General features: G+C 72.2%; 29 protein-coding genes. 11 read left to right on the forward strand and 18 right to left on the reverse strand.

What is annotated here, in order from left to right:
• Window positions 1-48 precede the first annotated feature (48 nt).
• The 3 genes from BGK67_RS07245 to BGK67_RS07255 all read right to left on the reverse strand — a co-directional run bounded on the left by BGK67_RS07245 (window position 49) and on the right by BGK67_RS07255 (window position 3,452).
• Complete coding sequence (locus BGK67_RS07245) at window positions 49-2,556, reverse strand: glycoside hydrolase family 3 protein (RefSeq protein WP_069919134.1); 2,508 nt, start codon at window positions 2,554-2,556, stop codon at window positions 49-51.
• Between the two features lie 139 nt (window positions 2,557-2,695).
• Entirely contained in the window at window positions 2,696-2,896 is a 201-nt protein-coding gene (locus BGK67_RS07250; RefSeq protein ID WP_069919135.1) for a type II toxin-antitoxin system VapB family antitoxin, read from the reverse strand.
• 103 nt (window positions 2,897-2,999) lie between these two features.
• Complete coding sequence (locus BGK67_RS07255; protein WP_189973593.1) at window positions 3,000-3,452, reverse strand: DUF4442 domain-containing protein; 453 nt, start codon at window positions 3,450-3,452, stop codon at window positions 3,000-3,002.
• Between the two features lie 96 nt (window positions 3,453-3,548).
• Here BGK67_RS07255 and BGK67_RS07260 point away from each other — a divergent pair, with 96 nt between their 5' ends.
• Both BGK67_RS07260 and BGK67_RS07265 read left to right on the forward strand, forming a co-directional pair.
• Window positions 3,549-4,568 carry a DUF8017 domain-containing protein gene (locus BGK67_RS07260; protein WP_069919136.1) on the forward strand — a complete coding sequence of 340 codons (1,020 nt, stop codon included), beginning with the start codon at window positions 3,549-3,551 and terminating at the stop codon, window positions 4,566-4,568.
• Window positions 4,569-4,660: 92 nt separating this feature from the next.
• Window positions 4,661-6,016 (forward strand): MFS transporter, encoded by a 1,356-nt coding sequence (locus BGK67_RS07265; RefSeq protein WP_069919137.1) that lies wholly within the window; start codon window positions 4,661-4,663, stop codon window positions 6,014-6,016.
• On the opposite strand, the gene BGK67_RS07270 is transcribed toward BGK67_RS07265, so the two are convergent.
• The 4 genes from BGK67_RS07270 to BGK67_RS07285 form a co-directional block, all read right to left on the reverse strand.
• Entirely contained in the window at window positions 6,003-6,794 is a 792-nt protein-coding gene (locus tag BGK67_RS07270) for a spermidine synthase (RefSeq protein ID WP_208948784.1), read from the reverse strand. The two genes, BGK67_RS07265 and BGK67_RS07270, sit on opposite strands and share 14 nt — an antisense overlap.
• A 67-nt stretch (window positions 6,795-6,861) precedes the next feature.
• Window positions 6,862-7,710 (reverse strand): patatin-like phospholipase family protein, encoded by an 849-nt coding sequence (locus BGK67_RS07275; protein WP_069919139.1) that lies wholly within the window; start codon window positions 7,708-7,710, stop codon window positions 6,862-6,864.
• 101 nt (window positions 7,711-7,811) lie between these two features.
• Window positions 7,812-8,993: an elongation factor Tu gene (gene tuf, locus BGK67_RS07280; protein WP_069919140.1), complete on the reverse strand. Its 1,182-nt coding sequence runs from the start codon at window positions 8,991-8,993 to the stop codon at window positions 7,812-7,814.
• Window positions 8,994-9,272: 279 nt separating this feature from the next.
• Window positions 9,273-9,989, reverse strand: coding sequence for a DNA alkylation repair protein (locus BGK67_RS07285; RefSeq protein WP_069919141.1), 717 nt, complete (start codon window positions 9,987-9,989; stop codon window positions 9,273-9,275).
• A gap of 49 nt (window positions 9,990-10,038) precedes the next feature.
• On the opposite strand from BGK67_RS07285, the gene BGK67_RS07290 reads away from it, so the two are divergent.
• From BGK67_RS07290 to lnt, 5 genes are all read left to right on the forward strand, one after another.
• A complete protein-coding gene (locus BGK67_RS07290; RefSeq protein ID WP_069919142.1) occupies window positions 10,039-10,767 on the forward strand; it encodes a TVP38/TMEM64 family protein in 729 nt (242 codons plus the stop codon).
• A gap of 48 nt (window positions 10,768-10,815) precedes the next feature.
• Window positions 10,816-11,694: an undecaprenyl-diphosphate phosphatase gene (locus BGK67_RS07295; protein WP_069919143.1), complete on the forward strand. Its 879-nt coding sequence runs from the start codon at window positions 10,816-10,818 to the stop codon at window positions 11,692-11,694.
• 113 nt (window positions 11,695-11,807) lie between these two features.
• Window positions 11,808-11,984 carry a hypothetical protein gene (locus BGK67_RS38750; protein WP_167739553.1) on the forward strand — a complete coding sequence of 59 codons (177 nt, stop codon included), beginning with the start codon at window positions 11,808-11,810 and terminating at the stop codon, window positions 11,982-11,984.
• A 70-nt stretch (window positions 11,985-12,054) separates the two neighbouring features.
• On the forward strand, window positions 12,055-12,522 hold the full coding sequence (locus BGK67_RS07300; RefSeq protein WP_079154063.1) for a nuclear transport factor 2 family protein: 468 nt from the start codon (window positions 12,055-12,057) through the stop codon (window positions 12,520-12,522).
• A gap of 53 nt (window positions 12,523-12,575) precedes the next feature.
• Window positions 12,576-14,162, forward strand: coding sequence for an apolipoprotein N-acyltransferase (gene lnt / locus BGK67_RS07305; RefSeq protein WP_069919145.1), 1,587 nt, complete (start codon window positions 12,576-12,578; stop codon window positions 14,160-14,162).
• Here lnt and BGK67_RS07310 read toward each other — a convergent pair.
• Complete coding sequence (locus BGK67_RS07310) at window positions 14,086-14,991, reverse strand: Gfo/Idh/MocA family protein (protein ID WP_069919146.1); 906 nt, start codon at window positions 14,989-14,991, stop codon at window positions 14,086-14,088. The genes lnt and BGK67_RS07310 overlap by 77 nt on opposite strands.
• 84 nt (window positions 14,992-15,075) lie before the next feature.
• Between BGK67_RS07310 and BGK67_RS07315 the strand changes: the two genes are divergently transcribed.
• Both BGK67_RS07315 and BGK67_RS38755 read left to right on the forward strand, forming a co-directional pair.
• Entirely contained in the window at window positions 15,076-15,603 is a 528-nt protein-coding gene (locus BGK67_RS07315; protein ID WP_069919147.1) for a DinB family protein, read from the forward strand.
• A gap of 72 nt (window positions 15,604-15,675) precedes the next feature.
• Window positions 15,676-16,215, forward strand: coding sequence for a hypothetical protein (locus BGK67_RS38755; RefSeq protein WP_069919148.1), 540 nt, complete (start codon window positions 15,676-15,678; stop codon window positions 16,213-16,215).
• Window positions 16,216-16,243: 28 nt separating this feature from the next.
• Here BGK67_RS38755 and BGK67_RS07325 read toward each other — a convergent pair whose 3' ends face one another.
• The 8 genes from BGK67_RS07325 to BGK67_RS07360 all read right to left on the reverse strand — a co-directional run bounded on the left by BGK67_RS07325 (window position 16,244) and on the right by BGK67_RS07360 (window position 23,091).
• The gene (locus BGK67_RS07325; RefSeq protein ID WP_069919149.1) at window positions 16,244-16,756 is read right to left on the reverse strand and encodes a hypothetical protein; all 513 of its coding nucleotides are present in this window, start codon (window positions 16,754-16,756) and stop codon (window positions 16,244-16,246) included.
• A 94-nt stretch (window positions 16,757-16,850) separates the two neighbouring features.
• Window positions 16,851-17,519, reverse strand: a complete 669-nt coding sequence (locus tag BGK67_RS07330) for a uracil-DNA glycosylase (RefSeq protein ID WP_069923691.1) — start codon at window positions 17,517-17,519, stop codon at window positions 16,851-16,853.
• A gap of 100 nt (window positions 17,520-17,619) precedes the next feature.
• Window positions 17,620-19,203, reverse strand: a complete 1,584-nt coding sequence (locus BGK67_RS07335) for an ABC transporter substrate-binding protein (RefSeq protein ID WP_069919150.1) — start codon at window positions 19,201-19,203, stop codon at window positions 17,620-17,622.
• A 152-nt stretch (window positions 19,204-19,355) separates the two neighbouring features.
• Window positions 19,356-20,120: an SDR family oxidoreductase gene (locus BGK67_RS07340; RefSeq protein WP_069919151.1), complete on the reverse strand. Its 765-nt coding sequence runs from the start codon at window positions 20,118-20,120 to the stop codon at window positions 19,356-19,358.
• Window positions 20,121-20,148: 28 nt separating this feature from the next.
• The gene (fabG, locus tag BGK67_RS07345) at window positions 20,149-20,910 is read right to left on the reverse strand and encodes a 3-oxoacyl-ACP reductase FabG (RefSeq protein WP_069919152.1); all 762 of its coding nucleotides are present in this window, start codon (window positions 20,908-20,910) and stop codon (window positions 20,149-20,151) included.
• Window positions 20,911-21,083: 173 nt separating this feature from the next.
• Window positions 21,084-21,467: a DUF3037 domain-containing protein gene (locus BGK67_RS07350; protein ID WP_069919153.1), complete on the reverse strand. Its 384-nt coding sequence runs from the start codon at window positions 21,465-21,467 to the stop codon at window positions 21,084-21,086.
• Window positions 21,464-22,300 carry a HipA family kinase gene (locus BGK67_RS07355; protein ID WP_069923692.1) on the reverse strand — a complete coding sequence of 279 codons (837 nt, stop codon included), beginning with the start codon at window positions 22,298-22,300 and terminating at the stop codon, window positions 21,464-21,466. Before BGK67_RS07355 ends, BGK67_RS07350 begins: the two co-directional genes overlap by 4 nt.
• 113 nt (window positions 22,301-22,413) lie before the next feature.
• On the reverse strand, window positions 22,414-23,091 hold the full coding sequence (locus tag BGK67_RS07360) for a site-specific integrase (protein WP_244291165.1): 678 nt from the start codon (window positions 23,089-23,091) through the stop codon (window positions 22,414-22,416).
• A gap of 136 nt (window positions 23,092-23,227) precedes the next feature.
• On the opposite strand from BGK67_RS07360, the gene BGK67_RS36040 reads away from it, so the two are divergent.
• Window positions 23,228-24,036, forward strand: a protein-coding gene (locus BGK67_RS36040; RefSeq protein WP_432215423.1) for an IS5 family transposase whose coding sequence is annotated in 2 segments (ribosomal slippage) — window positions 23,228-23,560 and window positions 23,563-24,036 — 807 coding nt in all. Because the reading frame shifts where the segments join, the coding sequence is not laid out codon by codon here.
• Between the two features lie 5 nt (window positions 24,037-24,041).
• Here BGK67_RS36040 and BGK67_RS07370 read toward each other — a convergent pair.
• Both BGK67_RS07370 and BGK67_RS36045 read right to left on the reverse strand, forming a co-directional pair.
• Window positions 24,042-24,551 (reverse strand): hypothetical protein, encoded by a 510-nt coding sequence (locus BGK67_RS07370; protein ID WP_069919154.1) that lies wholly within the window; start codon window positions 24,549-24,551, stop codon window positions 24,042-24,044.
• Window positions 24,552-24,602: 51 nt separating this feature from the next.
• Window positions 24,603-24,908, reverse strand: a complete 306-nt coding sequence (locus BGK67_RS36045; RefSeq protein ID WP_079154064.1) for a helix-turn-helix transcriptional regulator — start codon at window positions 24,906-24,908, stop codon at window positions 24,603-24,605.
• A 236-nt stretch (window positions 24,909-25,144) separates the two neighbouring features.
• On the opposite strand from BGK67_RS36045, the gene BGK67_RS38760 reads away from it, so the two are divergent.
• Window positions 25,145-25,429 carry a hypothetical protein gene (locus BGK67_RS38760; RefSeq protein ID WP_069919155.1) on the forward strand — a complete coding sequence of 95 codons (285 nt, stop codon included), beginning with the start codon at window positions 25,145-25,147 and terminating at the stop codon, window positions 25,427-25,429.
• The last annotated feature ends 56 nt before the right edge of the window (window positions 25,430-25,485 follow it).

Genomic DNA, 25,485 nt, shown 5'->3' on the forward strand with positions numbered 1-25,485 from the left:
TCCAGAATCGTCCCCGGCGCGCCCCCTGTGACCCGCCGGACGGGCAGCCTATCGGCTCCCCACCACCGCCTTTGACCTCAGTGGCAGTTCGCGCGAGGAACGGCCCGCGAACACCTCGCGGCGGCCGGAGCCCAGCGCCCAGGCGTGTGTTGAGGGGTCCCACGACGACAGCGTCCGGGCGTCGATGTCGACGACGACCCGCTGGGACTCCCCCGGCGCGAGCGTCAGCCGGCGGTATCCGGCCAGCGCGCGCACCGGCTGGTCGAGCTCGAGCTGCGCGGAGGGGCCCACGTACACCTGGGCCACCTCGGTGCCCTTGCGGCGGCCGGTGTTGCGGACGGTGAACTCCACGCGCAGTCCGTCGGGTTCCCCCTGGGCGGCGCCCGACCGGACGGTCAGCTTCTCGTAGTGCCAGGTGGTGTACGACAGCCCGTGCCCGAAGGGGAACAGCGGAGCCACGCGTTGCGCGTCGTACCAGCGGTGGCCGACGTGGACGCCCTCGCCGTACTCCTGCCGGCCGCCCACCCCCGGGTAGAGCAGCCGGTCCCCGCCCACGGGCGTCGCCCGTTCGTCGGCCGGGAAGGTCTGGGTGAGCCGGCCGCCCGGGTCCGCGTCCCCGAAGAGGATGTCGGCGGTGGCGCCCGCGCCCTCCTGGCCGGGGTAGTACATCTGCAGCACCGCCCCGGTCCGGGCGAGCCACGGCATCGTCGTGCTCGACGAGGTGTTGAGCACGACCGTGGTGCGCGGGTTGGCGGCGGCGACCGCCTCGATCAGCGCGGCCTGCCCGCCGGGCAGTGCCAGGCTGGTCCGGTCGGTGCCCTCGGTGGCGTCCTCGTAGGCGAACAGGACCACGCTGCGGGCCGCCTTCGCGGTCCTCACCGCCTCGGCGAGGTCCGCGGCCCGGGTGGCCCTCGTGGTGTGCCGCAGCCGGAAGCGCTGGCCCCGCTCCCCGCCCCGGGCGGTCACGGCGAGCCGGTGGACGCCCGCCTTGAGGGGAACCGTGCGGCGCCGCACGCTCATCCCGTCGGGTGCGGAGCCGAGCAGTCCGCCCGTGAAGACCTCCGCCGGACCCTGCCGGAGGGGGAAGAGCTCCTGCCCGTCCAGGCGCACGTCCGGCCGCTGCCCGGTGTAGTGGACGAGCAGGGTCCACTCGTCGTCCGCCGCGAGCCGGAACTCGCCCTCGTACGTCCAGTCCCGCCCGGCGTCCACCGCCCGGTCGTCCAGAGCCGCGGGCGGCGTCAGCAGGGCCGCCGGCAGGGCCCGGCCGTACAGGTCCTCGCCGAGTGCGTGGCGCACGGTCGAGCCGTTCCCGGCGCGCTGGCGGATGGCCGTGAGGGGAGCGGCCGCCGCGTCGGGGACCACGTGGGCCCGCCCGCCGCCGCCGACGAAGGGGACCTGGCCGGTCGGTCCGATCACCGCGATCGAGCGGGCCGCCGCGCCCGTCAGCGGCAGGGTGGCGTGCTCGTTGCGCAGCAGCACCGCCCCGGCGGCGGCCACCTTGCGGGCGGTCCGCGCCCCGGCGGCCGCGTCGCGCGAGGGGCGTGCGGCGGGCCGGGCCGCCAGCAGCCCGAAGCGGTCCATGGTGCGCAGGATCCGGCGGACGGCGAGGTCGACGGCGCCCTCGGGGACGGAGCCCGCGCGCACCGCCTCGCGCAGCGGGCCGCCGAAGCGGGTGCCGCCGGGCATCTCCATGTCGAGCCCGGCGCCGATGGCGGCCACGGTGCTGTGAGTGGCGTCCCGGTCGGACATCACCCAGCCCTCGAACCCCCAGGCGCCGCGCAGCACCCCCTCGAGCAGGGGTTCGCTCTCGCCCGCGTAGACGCCGTTGACCTTGTTGTCCGTGGCCGTCAACGCGCCCGCGCCGGCGGCCACGGCGGCCTCGAAGCCCCGTAGGGCGGTCTCGTGCAGGGTCCGCTCGGCGGCGACGACGTCGAGGGTGTCGCGGCCGTGCTCCTGGGTCCCCAGGGCGAAGTGCTTGACGGCGGCGATGAGCCCCTCGTCCTGGATGCCGTGGACCACCTCGGCGACGAGGTCGGCGGTGAGCCGCGGTTCCTCGGCGAAGGCCTCGAAGTTCCGGCCCGCGTAAGGGGTGCGGATGAGGTCGGCCATGGGCGCCAGGAGGACGTCCTGACCGAGCGCGCGCCCCTCGCGGCCGAGGACCCGGCCGTACTCGCGGGCGAGCGCCGGGTCGAAGGCGGAGGCGAGCAGGACCGGTGCGGGCAGCGCGGTGGCGGGCCGTGCGACGCGCACCCCGGCGGGCCCGTCGGCGAGGCGCAGGGGCGGGATGCCCAGACGCGGGACGCCGGGGACGTAGCCGGCCTGGCCGAGGGGGGCCGGGTCCCGGGCGCCGTGGAGCAGGGCGGTCTTCTCGTCGAGGGTGAGCCGCTCCAGGAGGGAGTCGATCCGGGCGGCGCTCGCGGGCTCGGGGGCCGGCGCGGGGGTGGCTCCGCTACGCAGCGGCGCGCCCGGCGGCACGGTCGCGACGCACCCGCCGGCGCCCAGGCCCACCAGGGCGAGCAGCCGCATCGCGGAACGTCTGGACACGGCCTCGCTCATGGGCGCTCCCTGCGGCTGGGGGCACCCCCGGACGGAGTCGGGGGGAGGGGGAGCGGTCCCGCGCCGGACCGCTCCCCCGCCCACTGTGCGCCGCGCCGCCCGCGGCCCCGGGCGGGACGCGCCACCGCGCCGCCGGGTTTCAGCCCTGCGGCGGCGGCTGGGCGGTGTCGGCTTCCCGCTCGGGCTCGTCCCGCAGCTGGACGCGCGCCTCGGTGCGGTGCCCGCGCGCGATGTAGTCGCGTACGACGGCCTCGACCGCGTCCTGCGGCGATCCGACCCCGGCGAGCACCATCACCTCCACCACGAGCTCGGCGTCGAGGCTGATGTTGACCTTGGCCACGGGTACCCCCTCCATCGTCGTGTGGGGGACTCTAGGCCCTGTCGTCAATGGCGCGTCGCGCGCCGGGCACCACTTTGACGACTGGCATAGTGCGGCCGCGTGCTCACGCGTTGGGGCGCAGGGTCCACACCACCGTCATCTCGCCGGTGACGGCCTCGTCCTCGCGCTGGATGGCGATGGTGACCGGGAACTCGGGGCGGCCGCCCGCGTCGAGTTCGGCCACGACCTCCGCCGCCGGGCGGCCGAGGGTGGCGGTGGCCGTCACGACGCCCTTGGCGAGCTTCTTGTAGCCGATCTCGGCCTTCACCGCGAGGGGCACGGCGCGCGAGAGCTGGTCGCCGAAGGCGGCCAGGACGATCGCGCCGCTCGCGGACTCGGCGAGGGTGAACATGGCACCGGCGTGCGGGCCGCCGACGTGGTTGTGGTAGTCGGGCTGGTCCGGGAGGCGGACGACCGCGCGCTCGGGGGTGGTCTCCAGGAACTGGAGGTTCAGGGTCCGGGCCATGGGTACCGTCGCGGCGAGCAGTTCGCCCACGTTCATCTGATCTGCGCTCATGGCACGCGATGTTACCCACGAGTAGATGCGCTTGGCCAGAGCCGGGACGGGGGCGGGCGTGGCTCACGGCTCCCCCTCCCACTATCGTTACCGGCCATGTGGCCAGGACAGCAGCAGCCGCCCGGGGGCGAGCAGAACCCCCAGGACGCGCAACAGAACCCCTACCAGCAGCAGTCGGGACAGCCGAACCCGTACCAGCAGCAGCCCGGGTACGGATACCCGCAGCAGCCCGGGTACCAGCAGCCCCCGACGGTTCCCGGCCAGCAGTGGGGGCCGCCTCAGCAGCCCCAGCAGCCCCAGCGGCAGCCGGGTGGCGGCGGGAGCCCCTTCCAGACGAAGACGGTGGCGATCGTCGCGGCCTCCGCGGTGGTCGTGGCGGCGGCCGCGACCGGAGCGTTCGTCCTGACCCGGGACGACAAGAAGACCGACGAGGCCGACGCCAAGCCCTCCGCCTCCGCCCCGGCGTCCGCCGCGCCCGCCCCGGCGGGCACCAGCCCGAACCCGCGGGCCGAAGGTGACGCCAAGCCGACGGTGCCGGGGTGGAAGGTGGTGATCAACCCCAAGCACGGCACCGCCTTCGAGGTCCCGCCGGAGTGGAACGTACTCGGCTCCGGCATGTCCGTGGGCTTCGAGGACGAGGCGAAGAAGGACGGTTCGGCCTTCGTCATGATGTCCGCGCCGGCCTACCTCAAGGAGGACTGGTGCAAGGTCGACTCCAACAAGGACGGCCGCGAGGAGACCACGTCCCTGGCCGGCACCGGCACCAAGGGCGGCCAGGGCGCCAAGGACACCGCCGAGCTCTCCCGCAACGCGGCCGGCAGCTGGGCGTACGGGGGCTACGGCCAGCCGCATCCCATCGAGGTCACCAAGATCTCCGAAGCCAAGGAGTACACCAGCGCCTCCGGCCTCAAGGGGCACATGGCGACCGCGACGGTGAGCGGCCTCGCGAAGGACAGCAAGTGCGACTCCGACGGCAAGTCCATCGCCTTCGCCTTCAAGAACGCCAAGGGTGACTTCGCGAGCTGGATCCTCTACAGCGCCGCCGGAGTCCCGGACGAGGTCAGCAAGGAGACGATGGAGAAGATCCTCAGCACGGTCCGCCTGTCCGGCGGCTGACCGGCCCCCTTCTCCCGCCGATCCCCTCCCCGCTCTCTCCCCGGGCCGGCAATCCGTTTGGATTCTCGGCCCGGGGCGGGGATAGTCCGTGGGTGAGTTCTCCCCCCGCCGCCCCGTCCCGCACGCCCCGCACGCCCGCGCACAGCCGCCGGCCCGCCTGGGCCGGCCGCAACTACACCCTGCTGACGGGTGCCGCGGTCGTGACGAACCTCGGCAGCCACGGAGCGCTCATCGCCGCCGCCTTCGCGGTGCTGGAGTCCGGCGGATCGGTCGCCGACCTGAGCCTGGTCGCGGCGGCCCGCACCGTCCCGCTCGTCCTGTTCCTGCTCATCGGCGGCGCGCTCGCCGACCGCCTGCCGCGCCACCGCGTGATGGTCGCGGCCAACGCCCTGAACTGCGTCTCCCAGGCCGCCTTCGCCCTGCTCGTCCTCGCCGGCGACCCTCAGCTGTGGCAGATGATGCTGCTGACCGCGCTGTGCGGCACCGGTACGGCCTTCTTCAACCCGGCGGCCGAGGGCATGCTCCTGTCCACCGTCTCCGGCGAGCACGCCAACCGCGCCTTCGCGCTCTTCCGCATGGCGATGAACGGCGCGGGCATCGGCGGCGCGGCCCTCGGCGGGGCGATGATCGCCGCGATCGGGCCGGGCTGGGTCCTGGCCGTGGACGCGGCCGCCTTCGCCGTCGCGGGCGCCCTGCGGGCCTTCCTCGACGTCAGCCACGTCCCCGACCGCACGCCCGGCGGCGGCCTCCTGGCCGACCTGCGCGAGGGCTGGGTGGAGTTCAAGACCCGCCCCTGGCTGTGGAGCATCGTGCTCCAGTTCTCCGTCGTGGTCGCCGTGGTCGGCGCCGCGGAGGCGGTCTACGGTCCGCTCGTAGCCCGGGACCAGCTGGGCGGGCCGGCGCCCTGGGGACTGGCCCTGGCGTTCTTCGGCGTGGGCACCATCGCGGGCGCCGTCCTGATGATCGTCTGGAAGCCGCGCCGGCTGCTGCTGGTGGGCACCCTGTGCGTGTTCCCCCTCGCCCTGCCGTCGGCGGGCCTGGCCGTGCCGCTCCCCGTGTGGGGCCTGTGCGCGGTGATGCTGATCAGCGGCCTGGCCATCGAGGTCTTCGGCGTGAACTGGATGACGACGATGCACCAGGAGATCCCGGAGGAGAAGTTCTCCCGGGTCTCCGCCTACGACTGGTTCGGCTCGGTGTCCATGCTGCCGCTGGCCACCGCCCTCGCCGCCCCGGTGGAGGCCGCCTTCGGCCGCACCGAGGCCCTGTGGGGCTGCGCGGCGCTGGTGGTCCTGGCGACCGCCCTGGTCCTGCTGATCCCGGACGTCCGCCACATGACGCGACGTAAATCCGCGGCCCCCCACGGACCCGGCGCGGACGAGTCCGAGGCACGGGAGCCGCGGCCGGAGCCCCGGGAGGCGGCGACGCACCTGCCGCTCACCCCAGGCTGAACGCACCCTCCGGCGGAGCCGGCGAAGGGGCCGCGTCCGCGTCGCCCACGGGCACGGCCCCCCGCATGAACCGCGCCAGCGCGTCCCCGTACTCCACCCTGGCGGGAAACGCGTCCGCCGCGCACCGCCGGGCCAGCGCCCCCACCTCCAGCGGGGCGTCGGACGCCAGGAGCACCGCGTTCCCGAACCGCCGCCCCCTCAACACGGACGGCTCCGCGATCAGCGCGAGCTCCGCGAACGCGGCGCCGAAATTGGCCAGCTGCGCCCGCAGGAAGCCGAAGGGCGCCCCGTCGGCCAAGTTCGCCGCATACACCCCGCCGGGCCGCAGCACCCGCGCCGCCTCCCGCGCGTACTCCACCGACGTCAGCTGCGCCGGCACCCGCGAGCCGCCGAACACATCGGCCACGAGGACGTCCGCGCTCGCGGCGGGCGCCGCCGCCAGCCAGTCCCGGGCGTCGGCGGCGTGCACCGTGACGCCCGACCCCGCTGCCAGGGGCAGCTGCTCGGCGACCAGTTCCACCAGGCCCGCGTCGAACTCCACCACCGTCTGCCGGGACCCCGCCCGCGTCGCGGCGGCGTAGCGGGGCAGGGTCAGGGCGCCGCCGCCCAGGTGCAGGAGGTCCAGCGCGAGCCCCGGCTCGGCCGCGCAGTCCAGGGCGTGCGCGAGGCGGCGTACGTACTCGAACTCCAGGTGCTCCGGATCGTCGAGGTCCACGTACGACTGCGGCGCCCCGTCGACGGTCAGCAGCCAGGCCCGCTCCCGGTCCACGTCCGGCATCAGCTTGGCGGTGCCCTGGTCCACGTCCCGGATCACCGGGATCTGCTCGTCGCTCACCGCACCATTGTCAGGCCGCCCAGACGGCGGCCGCCTCGGCGGCGTGCTCGGCGGCCTGCGCGAGCCCGGCCCGCGCGGCCGGGTCCCGCCGGGCCGGGTCCAGGACGTTGCGGCCGAAGGCCTTGCGGGCGGCGGCCGACGGGGTGATCAGCAACACCTTGGCCCCCGCCGCCCGGAGCTTCGCGGCCTGCGCGGCGGGCGAGGGGACGAGCCCGGAGCCCAGCGAGATCGGGGCGATGATCACCACGCGGGCGTAGCCGGCCGCGAGATCGGCGTTGGTGGCGGAGCGGATCCCGCCGTCGATGAAGCGGCGGCCGCCGACGGTCACCGGGGGCCACACCCCGGGCACGGCGCAGCTCGCCGCGACCGCGTCGACCAGCCCGCCGCCGCTCTCCCGGTCGAAGGCCTCGAGCTCCCCGCTGAGCGCGTCCACCGCGGTGACCACGAGCCGCCGCTCGGGCCACTCGTGCGAGACCAGCCGGGCCGCCAGCACCTTGCGGCGCTCCGCCTCGGGGCCGGTGTCCGCGGCCAGGGCCATGGCGCCGACCCGGCGGCGGTAGGCGGTCGCGTCGGTGCGGGAGCGCGCCATCGCCAGGGCGTACCGGGCGATGACGCCCGTGCCCAGCTTCGCCGCGATCTCCCCGGCGGCGTCGCCGAGCTGGCGTTCGTACAGCTCCTGCGGGGTGAGCAGCCCGGAGCGGAGCTGGGCGCCGACCACCGACCCGGCCGAGGTGCCGACGACGAGGTCGGCGGTGGTGAGGTCCACGCCCGCGCGGGCGAGCCCGTAGAGCATGCCGCTCTCCCAGCCGACGCCGGTCAGTCCCCCGCCGCCGAGCACCAGTGCCGTTTCGCCGCCCATGTCCGCCCGCCCCTCCGCGCATGCCTGTGGTGACGGCAGTGTCGCGCAAGCGGACTGCCGTCACCACGGCGGGGTCGGGTCCGGCGGGCGTGCGGGCCGGATCAGCCCAGCACGGCCGTCACCGTCCCCGCGCCGACGGTCCGCCCGCCCTCGCGGATCGCGAAGCCGAGCCCCGACTCCAGCGGGACGTCCCGCCCGAGTTCGACGGTCATGGTGACCGTCTCCCCCGGCCTGGCCACGCCCGCCTCGCCCAGGTTCACGTCTCCGACCACGTCGGCGGTGCGGACGTAGAACTGCGGCCGGTATCCGGTGGCGACCGGGGTGCTGCGGCCGCCCTCGCGGGCGGAGAGCACGTAGACCTGCGCGGTGAAACGCCGCTGGGGCGTCACGCTGCCGGGCGCGGCCACCACGTCGCCGCGGCGCACCTGGTCGCGGTGCACCCCGCGCAGCAGCAGCGCGACGTTGTCGCCCGCCTCCGCGGACTCCATCGGCTTGCCGAAGGTCTCCAGCCCCGTGACCACGACGGTCTCGGCGGCGCCGTCCCCGCCCAGCATGCTGACGCGGTCGCCGAGGCGGATGGTGCCGCGCTCGACGGCGCCGGTGACGACCGTGCCCCGGCCGGTGATCGTGAGCACGTTCTCCACCGGCAGCAGGAACGGCGCGTCCGTGTACCGCTGGGGCGTGGGCACGTAGGTGTCCACCGCGTCCAGCAGCGCCTGGATCGCCCCGGTCCACCGCGGGTCGCCCTCGAGGGCCCGGAGCCCGGAGACCCGTACGACGGGCGCGCTGTCGCCGCCGTAGCCGTGCGAGCCGAGCAGCTCGCGGACCTCCAGCTCGACCAGGTCGGTCAGCTCGGGGTCCCCGGCGTCGGCCTTGTTGAGCGCCACCACGATGTGGTCGACGCCGACCTGCCGGGCGAGGAGCACGTGCTCGGCGGTCTGGGGCATGACCCCGTCGAGTGCGGAGACGACGAGGATCGCCCCGTCGAGCTGCGCGGCGCCGGTGACCATGTTCTTGATGTAGTCCGCGTGGCCGGGCATGTCCACGTGGGCGTAGTGGCGGGTGTCCGTCTCGTACTCGACGTGCGTGAGGTTGATGGTGATCCCCCGCCGGGCCTCCTCGGGGGCCCGGTCGATGCGGTCGAAGGGCACGAAGGAGGCGCCCCCGCGCTCGGCGAGGACCTTGGTGATGGCGGCGGTGAGGGTGGTCTTGCCGTGGTCGACGTGACCCATGGTGCCGATGTTGAGGTGCGGCTTGGTCCGCACGAAGGCCGTCTTGGCCATGGTGTCTTCCCGTTTCTTCGAAGCCGGAACGGGACCCCTGAGTCGAGCCGACCCTCCCCCTGCGGGGTCCGCCGGACGATCCGGGAAGGGTCAGCTTCGTGCGCCGTCGAATGCGGCGAAGGGGAATGCCTCTGCGAGGACGGCAGCCTTCGGCGCGTCCGCGACTGCGGACGGTGCGACGGAGAAGGCGTACCGGGACATGCCCCTGATCCTGCCGGACGGCCCCGGGGCCGTCGAATGAATTACCGCCCGGGCACGGGCGCGTGAACGCCCTCGCGCTCACAGGCCCTTGAGTGCCTCGCGCACGGACAGCGGCGACAGGGAGCCCCGTTCGGCCTCGACGAACGCGCGCACCGCGTCCGGGTCCGTCTTCGCGTACTCCCGCAGGCACCAGCCGATGGCCTTGCGGATGAAGAAGTCAGGGTGGCCGGCCTGAGCGCGGCAGTAGCCGAAGAGCCGGCCGGTGTCGGTGGCGGACTTGTGGCGGAGTTGGTGGAGCAGGGCGGTGCGGGCGAGCCAGAGGTCCTCGTCGCCGATCCACTCGTCCATCACCGCGGCCAGCGCCGGGTCGGCTCTCACCAGCGGCCCGACCGTGTGCGCGGCCAGCAGATCGACCGTGTCCCACCACGGGACGGTGGTGACCAGGTGCCGGGCCACCGGCAGCAGGCCGGAGGAGCAGCGGGCGACGTACCGGCGCAGGTAGTCCACCGCGAAGTAGTGGTACTCGCGCTCCGGCAGCTCCCAGCAGCGCAGCGCGAGCGCCGTGCAGTCGGACTCCGACGGCCGGGGCGTGTCCTTGGTCACTGTCCTCGACAGCTCGCGGCGCAGCGGGGCGGGGATGCCGAGGAAGGGCGCGGCGTCCTTCATGTAGGCGGTCATGGCCCGGGCCCGCGCGGCGTCGGCCGCGGCCGGATACGTGCCGGTCAGCCGCTCCAGGAGGGTGTCCGCGAGGGTGCTGCGCGGCACGCTCGGAGTCCGCCTGTCGTTCGTCGGCATGAGGCCCAGATTACGGCGGGCCGCCGTACGGGTCGGTTAGTCTCCCGGGGTGCCCCTCCTCCTCGCACCGTGGACCCGGCTGTCGCTGCTCGTCGTGCTGCTGCTGGCGGCGGGCGTGTGCGTGCTGCTGTACGAGCCCCAGCGCGTGCTGTCGGAGGGCTGGCCCCCGGGGCTGCCGGTGGGCACGGCCGTGGCGCTGTTCGCCGCCGGGTACGGGGTGTGCGCGGCGGCCTTCGTGCCCCGCCCCCTGCTCAACCTGGCCGCGGGAGCCGTTTTCGGCACGCAGTTCGGCCTCCTCGCGGCGGTCGGCGGCACCGTGCTCGGCGCCGGGATCGCCTTCGGCCTGGGCCGGGTCATGGGCCAGGAGGCACTGCGCCCGTACCTGCGCGGCCGCTGGCTCCAGGCGGCCGACGGCCAGCTCAGCCGGCACGGGTTCCGCTCGATGCTCGCCGTCCGGCTCTTCCCCGGGGTGCCGTTCGTGGTGGCCAACTACTGCGCCGCGGTGTCCCGCTGCGGGTGGGTGCCGTTCCTGTGCGCCACGGCGCTGGGAGTCGTCCCGAACACCACGGCGTACGTGATCGCGGGGGCCAGTGCCTCCTCCCCCGGTTCGCCCGCGTTCCTCGTCTCCTTCGGCTTCATCGTGGTCTCGGTGGTGGCCGCCGCGGTGGTCGCGTGGCGCAAGCGGCACCGTCTGGCACCGGCCCGGATGCCCGCGGCGGTGCGTGAACCGGCGCCCGAGCACCCCCCTGTGGTCACCGGCGCCTCGCACGGGCCCTAGCATCGGACCCGAACTGCCCGACGATCACAAGGACGAGCGCACCCCGACATGAGCTGGTTCGAATCCCTAATCCTCGGTCTCGTCCAGGGGCTTACGGAGTTCCTCCCGATCTCCTCCAGCGCGCACCTGCGGCTGACCGCGGCTTTCGCCGGCTGGCACGATCCGGGAGCGGCCTTCACCGCCATCACGCAGATCGGCACCGAAGCCGCCGTACTGATCTACTTCCGCAAGGACATCGCACGGATCGTCTCCACCTGGACCCGGTCGCTGTACACCAAGTCGCTGCGCTCCGAGCAGGACGCCAAGATGGGCTGGCTGGTCATCGTCGGCTCGATTCCGATCGGTGTCCTCGGCGTCACCTTCAAGGACCAGATCGAGGGCCCGTTCCGCGACCTGCGCCTGATCGCCACCACCCTCATCGTGATGGGCATCGTGCTGGGCATCGCCGACCGGCTGGCGGCCCGCGACGAGGAGGGCGGCCGGCACCGCGCCATCCGCGAGCGCAAGACCCTCAGCGAACTGGGTGTCAAGGACGGCCTCATCTTCGGTCTCTGCCAGGCGATGGCCCTGATTCCGGGCGTCTCCCGCTCCGGCGCGACGATCTCCGGCGGTCTGCTGCTGGGCTTCACCCGTGAGGCGGCGGCCCGTTACTCCTTCCTCCTCGCGATCCCGGCCGTGCTGGCCTCGGGCGCGTTCGAGTTGAAGGAGGTGGCGGAGAACCCGGGCCACATCTCGTGGGGTCCGACGATCTTCGCGACGGTCATCGCCTTCTTCGTCGGCTACGCGGTCATCGCCTGGTTCATGAAGTTCATTTCCACCAAGAGCTTCATGCCCTTCGTGATCTACCGGATCCTGCTGGGCATCGCCCTGTTCGTGCTGGTGGGCACGGACGTGCTGAGCCCCCACGCCGGCGAGTCCGGCCAGTAGGGGGACTGCGCTCACCGCTTCGCATGAACCGGAGGCCGCCCGGGAACGTTCCCGGGCGGCCTCCGCGTCGTTGTCCCGGAAGAGACCTGAAGGCGAGAAGCAGGGGGTGCCCCATGCGTCGGGTGGTTCTGGAGCGTTTTCCGGCCGGAAGTCCGCGGGGAAGCTGGCCCGCCGAGGAGTACGCGGCGCAGCGGATGCGCGAGGGCGTGCCGGCCGAGGTGGTGATGGATCTGGACAGCGACGCGTTCCTGGTCGTGGTCCGGCAGCGGGAGGCGTATTCCCGTCACTGAGGGGGCCGCGGGAGGATCGGGGCGGCGCACGCCCCTTGGCCTCGCGCCGCCGCAGCCCCACACTTGCCCGATGACACAGCGTGTGGACCTCGCCACGGTCATGGACCGGCTGGCGATCGACGAGGTGGTCTCGGGGTACGCGGTGGCCGTCGACGACGGCGACTGGGCGGCCTACCGCGCCCTGTTCACCCCGTCCGGGCGGGCGGACTACAGCTCGGCGGGCGGGATCGAGGGTCCGGCCGGGGAGGTGGCCGACTGGCTCGCGCAGACCATGAGGCTCTTCCCCGTGCGCCAGCACCTGATCGTCAACCGGCTGACACGGCTGGAGGTCCTCGACGGCTCCCCGGGCGACCGGGCCGAGGTGCGGGCGGACTTCCTCAATCCGATGCGGCTCGCCGGGGACGAGTTCGACGGGACGGTCACCGCGCCGAACTTCGTCGCCGCCGGGCGCTACGCCTTCGCGCTGGCGCGCACCTACGACGGCTGGCGGCTCACGCGCGTCACCGTGCACGAGAAGTGGCGGCACCTCTCCGCCTGATCCCGGCCGGGCGCGGTCGTCCGGCACTGCCACACTGGAAGCGGAGGCGCGCCATGGTCCCGATCCGGGCTGGGTGGTTCCCGCGGTGGCGCGCGCCGGCCGCCGTCGCCGCGGGGGCGCTGCCTGCCCTCGCCTTCCCGGCGCCCGCGCTGTGGTGGTTCGCGTACGCGGCCCTCGTGCCCTGGATGCTGCTGCTGAGGTCGGCTCCCACCGGGCGGCGGGCCGTGCTGGAGGGCTGGCTCGGCGGGGCGGGATTCATCGTGGCGGTCCACCACTGGCTGCTGCCGAGCCTGCACGTGTTCCTGGTTCCGCTGGCCGCCCTGCTCGGCCTGCTGTGGATTCCCTGGGCCCTGCTGGTGCGGGAGCTGCTGGGCGGGAAGCCGGCGGCGGGCCGGGCGGCGGCCGCGCTGGTCCTCGTACCGGCGGGATGGCTGCTGTCGGAGGTGGTCCGGTCCTGGCAGGGGCTGGGCGGGCCGTGGGGGCTGCTGGGGGCCAGCCAGTGGCAGGTGCCGCCCGCGCTGCGGCTGGCCTCGGTGGGCGGGGTGTGGCTGCTGAGCCTCCTGGTGGTGGCGGTGAACAGCGCGCTGGTGCTGCTGATCGCGGCGCCCCGGGCCCGGATCCCGGCGGTGGCCGGGGTGACGGGGTGCGCGGTGCTGATCGGCGTGGTGTGGCTGTGGGTACCGGGCCCCCAGACGTCGGACCGACTGCGGGTGGCCGTCGTGCAGCCGGGGGTGGTGCCGGACGGCCCGGACAGCGTGGAGCAGCGGTTCGCCGCCGGCGAGCGGCTCACCAGGGGCCTGGCCGGGCAGCCGGTCGACCTGGTGGTGTGGGGCGAGAGCAGCGTCGGCGGCGACCTCACCGCCCGCCCGGACCTGGCCGGACGGCTGGCCGCGCTGTCCGCGCAGGTCGGGGCTCCGCTGCTGGTCAACGTGGACGCACGCGGGGCGGACGGCCCCGGCATCCGCAAGAGCGCGGTGCTCGTGGGCCCCAACGGCCTCACCGGGGACCGGTACGACAAGATGCGGCTGGTCCCCTTCGGCGAGTACGTACCGGCCCGGGCCCTGCTGGGGTGGGCCACCTCGGTCGGCAAGGCGGCCGGCGAGGACCGCGTCGCGGGTGACGCCCCGGTGGTGATGGACCTGCCCGCCCGGCCGGACGGCCTGCCGGGGGTCCGCCTCGGCCCGCTGGTCTGCTTCGAGTCGGCCTTCCCCGACATGAGCCGGCACCTGGCCCGCGACGGGGCCGTTCTCCTCGTCGCCCAGTCGGCGACCTCCAGCTTCCAGGACAGCTGGGCCCCGGGACAGCACGCCTCACTGGCCGCGCTGCGGGCGGCCGAGACCGGCCGCCCGATGGTGCACGCCACGCTGACGGGCGTCAGCGCGGTGCACGGGCCCTCCGGGGAGCGGATCGGGCCGGCCCTGCCGACCTCGGCGAGCACGGCACGGGTGTACGAGGTCCCGCTCGCGGGCGGCACGACCCCCTACGTCCGCCACGGCGACTGGCCGGTGGCCGCGGCCCTCGCCGCGCTGGCGGCCTACTGCGCCGTGGAAGGCCTCCGTTCGCTCAGGAGGCCCGCCCCAGAGCCGAGCGGACCACCCGCTCGCACAGCTCGTGGGTCAGCAGCGCGTCGCGCGCGCTGAGCGTCCTGCCGGTCTCCACGGCCTCCAGGAAGGCGTCCACCACCTGCTCGATGCCGCGCTGCCGGGCGACCGGCACCCAGTCCCCGCGGCGTCGCACGGTCGGCTGGCCCTTGTGGTCGATGACCTCCGCCAGGTTGACGACCTGCCGCTTGGTGTCCTGCCCGGAGACTTCCAGGATCTCCTCGGTGGAGCCGGACAGCCGGTTCATGATGCCGAGCGCGGTGAAGCCCTCTCCTGACATCTGGAGCACCACCTGGTGCATGAGCCCCTCGCGCACCACGGCCCGGACGTCGATGTGGTCGGCCTCGCCCGGCAGCAGGAAGCGCAGGGTGTCGACGACGTGGATGAAGTCGTCCAGCACCAGCGTGCGGGGGTCCTCGGGCAGCCCGACGCGGTTCTTCTGCATGACGATCAGGTCGCGGGGGTGGTCCGCGCACTGCGTGTAGCCGGGCGCGTGGCGGCGGTTGAAGCCGACGGCGAGCGAGACGCCGCGCTCCTCGGCCAGCTCCACCAGCCGCACGGAGTCCTCGAGCTCGTAGGCGAGCGGCTTGTCCACGTACGTCGGCACGCCGGCCTCCAGCAGCCGCGTGACGATCTCGGGATGGGAGGCCGTCGGGGCGTGGACGAACGCCGCGTCGAGCCCTTCGGCGAGCAGCGAGTCGAGATCCGCGTGCAGCCGGCCGGCCGGGAGGTGGTGGATCGCGCCGACCCGCTCCAGGGTGGCCGGGGTCCGGGTCTGCAGGTGCAGCTCGGCTTCCGGGCGGGTGGTGAGGACGGGCAGGTACGCCTTCTGCGCGATGTCGCCGAGTCCGATGCAGCCGACCTTCACCGGGAGCCTCCTGGTTCGTTCCTTGTGGGACGCTCGCAGCTTAATCCCTGGTGGTGGGGGCCTTGTTCGCTGAGGATGGCGGTCATGACCACCACGAGTTCCGGAACACATCGCGATGAGCCCTCCACCACCGCCGGCGAGCGGGACATGCTGGACGGCTGGCTCGACTACCACCGCGCCACCCTCGCCTGGAAGTGCGAGGGGCTCGCCGACGAGCAGCTGCGCCGCACGCCGCTCGCGCCGTCCGAGCTGAGCCTGATGGGCCTCGTACGGCACATGGCCGAGGTGGAGCGGTACTGGTTCCGGGAGATCATGCTCGGCGAGGACCTGCCCGAGCTGTACTCCACGAGCGAGGACGTGGACGGCGACTTCCACTTCGGCGACGGGGCCACCTGGGCGGAGGCCGAGCAGGTGTGGCAGACCGAGGTCGAGCTGGCGCGCCAGGCCGCCGCGGGCCGTCCGCTGGACCTGGTGTCGGACGCCGACAGCCACCACCGCGGCGAGGTGTTCAGCCTGCGGTGGGTCTACACCCACATGATCGAGGAGTATGCGCGGCACAACGGCCACGCGGACCTGCTGCGCGAGCGGATAGACGGTGCGACCGGCGATTAGCCGTCACCCGTGCGGGGTGAATATGGGCTCCGGATTTTCACAACGCGGTCCTCACGGAGCAGAGTTGCGCGGGTGCACCCAACCCGAACCACCACGAAGCTGCTGCTCGGAGTCGCCTGTGTCGTCTCGGCCCTCTCCGGCTGCGTGAACGTGAGCCCCGGCCCCGCCGCCGGGCAGCCGGTGGGGGCCCCTGCCGCCGGGCTGCCGCCGCACCACGAGCCGCGCGGCGGGCCGGGGGGCGCCCCCGTGGTGGTCCAGGCGCCCGCCCTGGAGGCGCTGAAGGCGGTCCCGGAGCAGCCCGCGCGGCCCGCGGCCCCCTCCCCCGCCCGCCGGCCCGCCGAGCGGCCCCCGCAGGGTGCCTCCGGCGGCCCCGTGCAGGCGCCGCCGCCGGTCCCGGACATCCCTGAGCCGCGCAGGCCCGCCGAAGGGGCCTCGGGCCGTGAGGGCGACGGCCGCCGCCACCAGCCGCGCTCCGACGCGAGGAAGGAGCGCGAGCTGATGAAGGAGCTGCCGGTCCGGCCCGCCGACGTGTGCGCGCTGGGCCGCCGGCACGGCCGCTGGCAGCCGGACAGCCCGGAGGCCCGCATCTGCGCGGGAGTGCAGGGGGACTGATCCACGGGACGGGCCCAAGGGCCTGTCGTCAGAGCGACTGCTCCGGGAACGGCCGGGGCCCGGTGCCCGGTTCCGTGGCGAGCCGGCGCTCAAGGCGGGCGATGGCCGCCCGTACGCCGTTCCCGTAGCCGTCGTCGGACAGTGCGCCGGTGGCGGCGCGGGCCCGCGCCAGGTGGGCCCGGGCCGCGTCCGGCCGGTGGAGCTTCACGTAGTCGGCGGCCAGGCTGAGGTGCAGGGACGGGTAGAAGGCCCGCATCGCCGGATCCTGCTCCCGGGAGGCCGGCGGTCCGTCCCGCAGCGCCTCGGCGGCGGTCAGGGCCCGCAGGTCCCAGGCCAGCTCCTCGGCGGGGTCGTCCTGCGCGTCGGCCATGTAGTGCGCGAGCGTGCACCGGTGGAGGCGGTCGCCCTCCTCGCCGATCTCGGACCAGATCGCACCGAGCCGGTTGCGGGCCTCCTCACGGTCTCCGGCGTGCAGCAGGATGACCGCCTGGCCGATCCTGGTCATGACGGCGTCCTCCGACGCCTCCTGCTGCTCCCTCACCGCGGCCTCCGGCTCGTCCAGCCAGACCTGCTCCGGTCTGGTCCTCAGAAGCTAGCCGGAGGCACCGGCAATGGCGCCGAGGCGCGGGGTGCGGTCAGCCCAGGTCCGGGATCCGCCAGTCGATCGGCTCATGCCCCTGCGCGGCGATGGCCTCGTTGATCTGGGTGAAGGGCCGGGAGCCGAAGAACTTCTTGGCCGAGAGCGGGGAGGGGTGGGCCCCCTTGACGATCACGTGCCGCTCCTCGTCGATGAGCGGGATCTTCTTCTGGGCGTAGGCGCCCCAGAGCACGAACACGGCCGGATCGGGGCGCTCGGACACGGCGCGGATCACCGCGTCGGTGAACTTCTCCCAGCCCTTGCCCTTGTGCGAGTTGGGCTCGGCCTCACGGACGGTGAGCACCGCGTTGAGCAGCAGGACGCCCTGGCGGGCCCACGGCATCAGGTACCCGTTGTCCGGGACCGGGAGGCCGAGCTCCTCCTTCATCTCCTTGTAGATGTTGCGCAGCGAGGGCGGGGTCTTGATCCCGGGCCGCACGGAGAAGCACAGGCCGTGCCCCTGGCCGGCGCCGTGGTACGGGTCCTGGCCCAGGACCAGGACCTTCACCTGGTCGAAGGGGGTGGCCTCCAGGGCCGCGAAGACCTGCTCGCGGGGCGGGTAGACCGGCCCGTTCGCCCGTTCCTTCTCGACGAACTCGGCGAGTTCCCTGAAGTAGGGCTGGTCCAGCTCCCCGCCGAGGACGGGGAGCCAGGACTCGGGCAGCATCTGGGTCACGGCGACAACCTCCGGTACAAGTTCGTGCAACTGCTCCTGAACCTACCGGGGGCCACTGACAACGCCTCAGCCGCCCGTACCGCCGCCACCGCTACCAGCTGGTCTTGCGGTAGAACTCCCACATCTGCATCGCGGTCTGCGGGTCCAGCGCCCGCTCGGCGCCCGCGATGTCGTCCCGCGCGGCGACGTAGAGCTTGCCCTGCCACAGGGGGAGCAGGCGGACGTCCTCGGCGAAGATCTGCTGGGCCCGCTCGAACTCGTGCACGCCGGCCGCCCGGTCGCCCTCGCGGCGGGTCTTGGGCAGCAGGTCGGTCAGGATCTCGTTCGGCAGGTAGGGGGTGCCGACCGCGTTCTCATTGCCGACGAACGGCGCGATGAAGTTGTCCGGGTCCGGGAAGTCGGGGAACCAGCCTCGGCCGAAGACGGGGTACTCCTGGCCCTTGTAGCCCTCCTGGAAGGCCTTCCAGGGCTGGCTGCGCAGGGTGATCTTGAAGAGCCCGCTCTCGTCCAGCTGGCGCTTGATCTCGGTGAACTCCTCGGCGGTGGAGGAGCCGTACCGGTCGGTGGTGTACCAGAAGGTCAGCTCGACCGGCTGGTTGATCCCGGCCGCCTTGAGGATCTTCTTGGCCTCGTCGACGTCCGCGTGCCCGTACTTGTCGTAGAAGGGCGTCTTGTGCCCGACGACGCCCTTGGGAACCATCGAGTACAGCGGCTCGGCGGTGCCCTGGTAGACCTTGGAGACCAGCGCCCCGCGGTCGATGACCTGGGCGATGGCCTGGCGGACGGGGAGCTTGGCGACCGCCGGGTCCTTGGGGTTGAAGACCAGGTAGCGGATCTCGGCGCCGACGTTCCCGACGACCTGCACGCCGTGCGAGGCCCCGTCGGGCCCCTGGAGCGCCCTGATCTCGGAGGCCGCGAGGCCTCGGTAGATCGCGTCGATCCCCTTGGACTTCAGGTCGGAGACCATCTTCGCCGAGTCGGTGTAGTAGCGGATGGTCACCGCGTTGTTCTGGCGCTTGGCGAAGCCCGTGTAGCTCCCGTTGCGGCCGAGGACGGCCTCGCTGCCCTCCTTGTACGAGTCGAGCACGTACGGGCCGGATCCGGTGACCTTGCCGTCCTCCCGCACCTTGTCGGCCGGGTAGTCCTTGGGCGCGACCAGCGAGGCGGCCGGCGAGCCGAGGACGAGGGGGAAGGTGGCGTCGGGGGTCTTCAGGTGGAAGACGACGGTCAGCGCGTCGGGCGTCTCGATCTTGTCGAGGGAGCCGAAGAGGTCCTTGGGGCCGACCTTGGATCCGATGGTCCGGATCCGGTCCAGGGAGTGCTTGACGGCCTTGGCGTCGAGCGGCTCCCCGTTGGAGAACTTCAGGTCCTTGCGCAGGGTGCACCGGTAGGACTCGTTCTGCGCGTCCGTGAACTCGCAGTTCTGGGCGGCGTCCGGCTGGGGCTTGGTGGCGCCCGTGGGGAAGGCCAGCAGGGTCTGGTAGACGTTCCGGTACAGCTCCCAGGAGCCGTCCCATGCCGCTGCGGGGTCGAGGGTGCTGGGCGCGCTCGTGGTGCCGACGACGATCGGCTTCGTGTCGGCGGCACTGTCGTCCGAGAGCAGGCCGCAACCGGCGAGCAGGGATATGGACGCAAGGGCCGCAGTGACCTGCAGGCATCTGGTCCGGTTGAACACGTGCACGCTCCTCGATCAGCCAGGGGTGCGGCAGACCCTACCGCAGTGCCCCACGAATCCAATGGGCAGGTTTCGTGGGGCACTTGACCGGTTCCGTGCACATTAGGTACGCATTTGACTCTCTTTCGAGGGCCAATGTATCCGATTATCGGTCAGTGCACTCCGGCATTGAGGAACATACCTCCGTCAACGACCAGAGTTTGCCCTGTGATCCATTCCGCTTGTGCAGATGTAAGAAATGCGGCCGCACCCCCGATGTCCTCCGGGAGCCCGAGCCGGCCGAGCGGATAGGCGGCCGCGGCCTCCTGCTCCCGACCCTCGTAGAGCGCCTGCGCGAACTTGGTCTTGACCACCGCCGGGGCGATCGCGTTGACCCGGACCCCGGGCGCCATCTCGTGCGCGAGCTGGAGGGTGAGGTTGACCATGGCGGCCTTGCTCATCCCGTACGCGCCGATGAAGGGCGAGGCGGATACTCCGGCGATCGAGGCGATGTTCACGATCGCCCCGCCGTTCTCCTTCTGCCAGGCGTGCCAGGTCCGCTGCGCGAAGCCGAGCGCCGAGATCACGTTCGTCTCGAAGACCTTGCGTGCGACCCCGAGGTCCAGGTCCGCGATGGGGCCGAAGACCGGATTGGTGCCCGCGTTGTTGACCAGGAAGTCCACGCGGCCGAAAGCCTCCATGGTGCGCTCGACGGCGAGGGCCTGGTGGGCCTCGTCGTGCGCCTTGCCCGCCACCCCGATCACCCGGTCGGCGCCGAGGCGCTCCACGGCCTCCTTGAGGGTGTCCTCGTTGCGCCCGGTGATGCACAACCGGTCGCCGCGGGCGACCAGCGCCTCGGCGATGCCGTAGCCGATGCCGCGGCTGGCTCCGGTGATCAGTGCGACCTTGCCGCTGTCGTTGCCGTCGTACGTCGTCATGGTGTGCGCCCTGCCTCTCGTGAGCTCGTCAGTTGAGCGGGCCGCCGGCCACGTACATGACCTGGCCGGAGACGAAGCCGGCGGCCTCGCCCGTGAAGAAGGCGATGGCGTTGGCGATGTCGTCGGGGCGGCCGACGCGCTGGACGGGGATCTGGGTGGCGGCCGCCGCCTGGAATTCCTCGAAGCCCATGCCGACGCGGGCGGCCGTCTGGGCGGTCATCTCGGTGACGATGAAGCCGGGGGCGACGGCGTTGGCGGTGACGCCGAACTTGCCGAGCTCGATGGCCAGGGTCTTGGTGAAGCCCTGCAGACCGGCCTTGGCCGCGGAGTAGTTGACCTGACCGCGGTTGCCGAGCGCCGAGCTGCTGGAGAGGTTCACGATCCGGCCGAACTTGGCCTCCACCATGTACTTCTGGCAGGCCTTCGCCATCAGGAAGGCGCCGCGCAGGTGCACGTTCATGACCGTGTCCCAGTCGGTCTCGCTCATCTTGAAGAGCAGGTTGTCGCGCAGCACGCCGGCGTTGTTGACCAGGATGGTCGGGGCGCCGAGCTCGCCGGCGACGCGCGCTACGGCCGCCTCCACCTGCGCGCCGTCGGAGACGTCGCAGCCGACCGCGAGGGCCTTGCCGCCGGCCGCCGTGATCGTCTCCACGGTGTCCTTGCAGGCCGCCTCGTCGAGGTCGAGTACGGCGACGGCCCGGCCCTCGGCGGCCAGGCGTACGGCGGTGGCCGCGCCGATGCCCCGGGCCGCCCCGGTCACGATCGCGACGCGCTGCTCGGTGGTGGACATGCTGGATCTCCTCGCCCTTGAGAAACGGCCGCCCAGAGGTGAGCAACCGCTTAGTAGCTCAGCTGAGGAGACGCTAGGAGCCCTGGCACCCGGTGTCAACGCCCACCGGGCCCAGCCGATCCCGATGCGGCCCCCGCCACCGGTCGAGGCGGCGGGGGCCGCTCCGGCCCCGGTCAGCGGACCAGCAGCTCCAGCAGCCGCTCGACCTCGGCGGCGGGGTCGGCCGTCAGGCCGGTGTGCACCGGCCCCGGCTGCACCACCGTGCTGCGCGGCGCGATCAGCCAGCGGAAGCGGCGCCCGGCGTCGTCCCCGGCCGCCTGCCCCGCCGCGGCGCCGCCCCCGCACACCCCCTCGACCCCGCGCAGCGCGGCCCGCACCCCGGCCACGTCCGCCCGCGGATCCAGCGCGAGGAGCTTCGCCTCGTCGAGGTGGGTGCGCGCGGCGACATAGGAATGCGCCCGGCAGTAGACGATCACCCCGGCGTTGAAACACTCCCCGCGTTCCATCCTGGGCACCACACGCACCAGCGCGTACTCGAAAACGTCCCGCTTGATCACTCGCTGTCGCTCTTCTTCCGGTGGGGCTGAGGGGCGAGGCGCTCGGCGAGCCAGCCGGGCGGCCCGGACCGCGGCTTCACCTCGGCCTCCATCGAGATCCTCTCGTGGATCGTGGCCGCGCGCGGCAGCAGCGCCTCGACGTAGGCGCGGCGCAGCGCGTCGGTGGAGTCGAAGCCGGGCTCGTCCACCAGCCACTCGTCGGGCACGTCGGACGCGACCTCGGTGAGCAGCTCCTCGGTGACCAGGGGCGCGAGCGCGGCCGCGGCCGCCGCGATGTCGGGGCCGGAGGGGGCCAAGACGTGGTCGGAGGCGTTGTAGGGCTTGGCGGAGGCGGCCTGGGCGGTGGGCCAGTTGTGGTGCCAGATCATGGTGGCGCCGTGGTCGATGAGCCACAGGTCCCCGTGCCAGACCAGCATGTTGGGGTTGCGCCAGGACCGGTCGACGTTGTTGATCAGGGCGTCGAACCAGATCACGCGCCCCGCCTCGACCGGGTCCACCTGGTACGCGAGCGGATCGAAGCCGATCGACCCGGGCAGGTAGTCCATGCCGAGGTTCAGCCCGCCGCTGGCCTTGAGCAGCTCCTGCACCTCCTGGTCGGGCTCGCCGAGCCCGATGACGGGGTCGAGCTGCATCTGGACCAGCCGCGGGACCCGCAGGCCCAGCCGCTGGGCCAGGCGGCCGCAGATGACCTCGGCGACCAGGGTCTTGCGGCCCTGGCCGGCTCCGGTGAATTTCATGACGTACGTACCGAGATCGTCGGCCTCGACGATCCCGGGGAGCGAGCCGCCCTCACGCAAGGGCGTGATATAGCGGGTCGCGACGACCTCTTCCAGCACTTTCCCAGGCCACCAATCTTTTCAGCCTTGCAATCCACGGAAGGCTTCTCCGGAGCGCAGCGGTCGGGAACACGGGTCAACAGCGCTGGGGAGAATCTGGGGAGTTTCGGCTAGCAAGCTGATCCCCCGCGCTCCCCAAGCAGACCGTCGATGGTGCCGCGCCCCTTGCTGCCGGCCTCCGGCATGAAGTGAGCATAGTAACCGAGAGTGATCGCAGGCGAGGAGTGTCCGAGCCACCGAGCCAGGGTCACGACGGACTCTCCGGCTTCCAACATGATCGAGGCGTAGGTGTGCCGAAGCACATGGAAGCCGTCCTTCGGGGCCGCCGCCCACTGCCAGGCTTTCGACCCCTCGGCACGCGGCGGGATGACGCCGGCCTTGGCCAAGGCGGGTTTCCAGGTGTAGGTGTTCCATGTGTTCACCGCGACGGCGTTGCCGAAGCGCGTGGTGAGCAGTAGGGAGAACTTCTTCCTCTCCCTCTCCGGCTTCCCCCACGGCAGCTCCACTTCTACCGGCGGGAACGCTTCGATGTGACGCTTGAGTTCCTCGGCCACCGAAGGGGGCAGATCCACCGTGCGGATCTTCTTCCCCTTCGGCAGGGCGAAGTACAGCCTTCCGTGAATCGCCTGTACTTGGCGCCGAACGTGCAGCAGTCCGCGTCCATAGTCGATGTCCTCGGGACTGAGCCCGAAGACCTCCCCCTGGCGGAGTCCGCACCCCAGGCCGACTACGACGGCGATCCTGTTCCGCTCGCTGATGGCATCGCGGACGCGCAGTGCCGTGTCCATCGGCCACGCACCGCGCCGCTCCCGTGGCGACTTGGGCCACCGCACGGATTTCGCGTGCATATAGCTCGTAACAGGATCTTGGTGAGATGCCCTGGTCGGGCGTAACCGGTGTGATGATTCGGCCGTTCGTGAGTGCGTGAGCACTCGGCCGTGGATCGTGGACGACGACTTGTGGGCGCTGATCGAGCCGCTGCTGCCGCCCTGGCCGACGAGGTCGCCAGGGCCGCGGCCGGTCGCAGACCGGTTGTGCCTGCAGGGCATCCTGTACGTCCTGCACAACGACATTGCCTGGCAACTCCTGCCACCTGAGCTGGGGTTCGGCTCGGGACAGACCTGCTGGCGAAGACTGGAGCGGTGGCAGCAGGCCGGGGTCTTCGACCAGCTGCACCGAATCCTGCTCGCCGAGCTGAACGCGGCCGGCCGGCTCGACTGGTCCAGGGCATGCGTGGACGGCTCTCACATTCGCGCGAAAAAGGGGGAGCCGACACCGGTCCGTCGCCGGTCGACCGGCGGAAGACGGGCAGTAAGCACCACCTGATCTGCGACGGACGCGGCACCCCGCTCAAGGTCATCACGACCGCGGCGAACGTCAATGACGTCACCCAGACCCTCGCCCTGGTCGACGGCATCCCGCCAGTGGCGGGCCGCCCCGGCCGTCCCCGCAGACGCCCGGACGCCCTGCTCGGCGACAAGGGCTACGACTCCAACCCCAACCGGGAAGAGCTGCGCAAACGCCGGATCCTGCCCGTCATCTCCCGCAAAGGAGCCCCGAACATCAAGGGCATGGGCAAACTCCGCTACGTCGTGGAGCAGACCTTCGCCCTGCTCCATCAGTTCAAACGCCTCGCCGTCCGATGGGAACGCCGCACCGAACTCCACGACGCGCTCGTCTCCCTCGCCTGCAGCCTCATCTGCTGGAGACGCCTCAAGAAACACGATTCATGATCGTGTTACGAGCTAATAGGGTTGCGCGCGAGGCGCTTGTCGTCGACGGCCGCTTCCAGGATGGAGGAAAGCTCGGACAGGATGCCGCGCTGGTAGTCGACTGACGAGACTGTCGACTCCAGCTTGGTTATGAACGCGCGCAGATCCGTTGCAGCGATGCTCCTGAGCGGAAGCTGGCCGAGGTGCGGGACGATATGGAGACGCCACCTACGCTCCTGACTGTCCTGGGTTTTCGGAGCACCGCCTCGCCCTGGTGCCCAGTGCGTCGCGATGTAGTCGGCCAGCATGATGGACCCGTCGCGCGGGTCTACGAACTCGCCTCGCTCCTCGTCCGTGGCCGCGCGGCGAAGCCACGCCTTGGCATCCTCCAGCACATCAAAGGATCGGTCTCGCACCCCAGGTATGCCAGCGACCTTGTACCGCTTGCCTTTACCGTAGCGAGCGGTCTTCTCCCTTCTCCCGGTGACCGGATCCTTCTTCTTCTTGAGCCACCGATCCTCGATATAGCCGGCCAAACAGGTCTCCTTTCAAGAGGGTACGAACCGCACCCGACAACGTTCGATGCGTCAAGCACCGGGGTTCCGACGTCGCTGCGGAGCCGCGCTGAGTGGGTTCAAAGCGGGGTTAGAGCGAGAGTCCGCGCGTTCCTGGTCATGGATCCATGCGTCGAGGGCTGTCCGCCGATACATGACGCGCCCACGAGGACCCATGCGAAAGCTCGGCGGGCCCTGCCGTCGATGCCGCCAGACATAGAGGGTGTGCGGTGATATGCCGAGGTACGCGGCGGCATCCTTTACGTTGAGAAAGCAGGCGCGGCCAGCGCTGGCGGGGTCAGGCACAGCTGAGGGAGCGAGCAGCGATCGTGCAGGCATGGAGCGCTTCCTGTGAGGGGGCGAAAGAGAACGGGCCTTAAGCAGCCCGCGTCCACTACGACTCCACCGCCAAGCACAGTCGAATGCGAACACCTGAATGATCCTGACGATCGCCGGTTAGGCTAATCGGCGATCATGGGCTATGTTGCGCTGCACTCCGGCCCACTGCGGCACCCCCTCGTCACGCTCGGGCGCCGTCAGCCTGCAATGCGGTACGTCCGTCCGCCTGACGCTTCGTGTTCCACAACACAAACGAGAAGGCCGTCTTCCGTGAGTCGATCGAGGCTTCGAGCGGTGATCCGCTCGGGACTTTCGAGAGCGCGCGCCACCTGTCCGACCGCGACTCCCGGATGCCTGGCCACGTAGGCAAGGACAACTCGGTCCCGACGGTAGTCACGTTGCAGAAGATCCTCTCCGATCAACCCGGCCGCACAGACGCACAGACACAATCCAGTCGCTACGCCTCCGAAATCACCGCGCGCTTGGGACAACACGGCCTGCAGTGCACCGAGCGCGAATAGGAGGGGGCAGGAAAATCGGATTGACAACGACACCTTCGACAAGAGCTCCCCAAGAT

Origin of the sequence: Streptomyces subrutilus (assembly GCF_001746425.1) — a bacterium.
GTDB classification, from domain to species: domain Bacteria; phylum Actinomycetota; class Actinomycetes; order Streptomycetales; family Streptomycetaceae; genus Streptomyces; species Streptomyces subrutilus_A.

Coding starts and splice junctions, on each gene's coding strand:
- BGK67_RS07255 (WP_189973593.1), bottom strand. CDS start 3,452: ATGAGCGCAGATCAGATGAACGTGGGCGAACTGCTCGCCGCGACGGTA.
- BGK67_RS07315 (WP_069919147.1), top strand. CDS start 15,076: ATGACCACCACGAGTTCCGGAACACATCGCGATGAGCCCTCCACCACC.
- BGK67_RS07360 (WP_244291165.1), bottom strand. CDS start 23,091: ATGGACACGGCACTGCGCGTCCGCGATGCCATCAGCGAGCGGAACAGG.
- BGK67_RS36045 (WP_079154064.1), bottom strand. CDS start 24,908: ATGCCTGCACGATCGCTGCTCGCTCCCTCAGCTGTGCCTGACCCCGCC.
- lnt (WP_069919145.1), top strand. CDS start 12,576: ATGGTCCCGATCCGGGCTGGGTGGTTCCCGCGGTGGCGCGCGCCGGCC.
- BGK67_RS07330 (WP_069923691.1), bottom strand. CDS start 17,519: ATGCTGCCCGAGTCCTGGCTCCCCGTCCTCGGCGGGGAGCTGGACCAG.
- BGK67_RS07245 (WP_069919134.1), bottom strand. CDS start 2,556: ATGAGCGAGGCCGTGTCCAGACGTTCCGCGATGCGGCTGCTCGCCCTG.
- BGK67_RS07295 (WP_069919143.1), top strand. CDS start 10,816: ATGAGCTGGTTCGAATCCCTAATCCTCGGTCTCGTCCAGGGGCTTACG.
- tuf (WP_069919140.1), bottom strand. CDS start 8,993: ATGGCCAAGACGGCCTTCGTGCGGACCAAGCCGCACCTCAACATCGGC.
- BGK67_RS07260 (WP_069919136.1), top strand. CDS start 3,549: ATGTGGCCAGGACAGCAGCAGCCGCCCGGGGGCGAGCAGAACCCCCAG.
- BGK67_RS07275 (WP_069919139.1), bottom strand. CDS start 7,710: ATGGGCGGCGAAACGGCACTGGTGCTCGGCGGCGGGGGACTGACCGGC.
- BGK67_RS07340 (WP_069919151.1), bottom strand. CDS start 20,120: ATGACGACGTACGACGGCAACGACAGCGGCAAGGTCGCACTGATCACC.
- BGK67_RS07285 (WP_069919141.1), bottom strand. CDS start 9,989: ATGCCGACGAACGACAGGCGGACTCCGAGCGTGCCGCGCAGCACCCTC.
- BGK67_RS38750 (WP_167739553.1), top strand. CDS start 11,808: ATGCGTCGGGTGGTTCTGGAGCGTTTTCCGGCCGGAAGTCCGCGGGGA.
- BGK67_RS07270 (WP_208948784.1), bottom strand. CDS start 6,794: ATGCCGGACGTGGACCGGGAGCGGGCCTGGCTGCTGACCGTCGACGGG.
- fabG (WP_069919152.1), bottom strand. CDS start 20,910: ATGTCCACCACCGAGCAGCGCGTCGCGATCGTGACCGGGGCGGCCCGG.
- BGK67_RS07300 (WP_079154063.1), top strand. CDS start 12,055: ATGACACAGCGTGTGGACCTCGCCACGGTCATGGACCGGCTGGCGATC.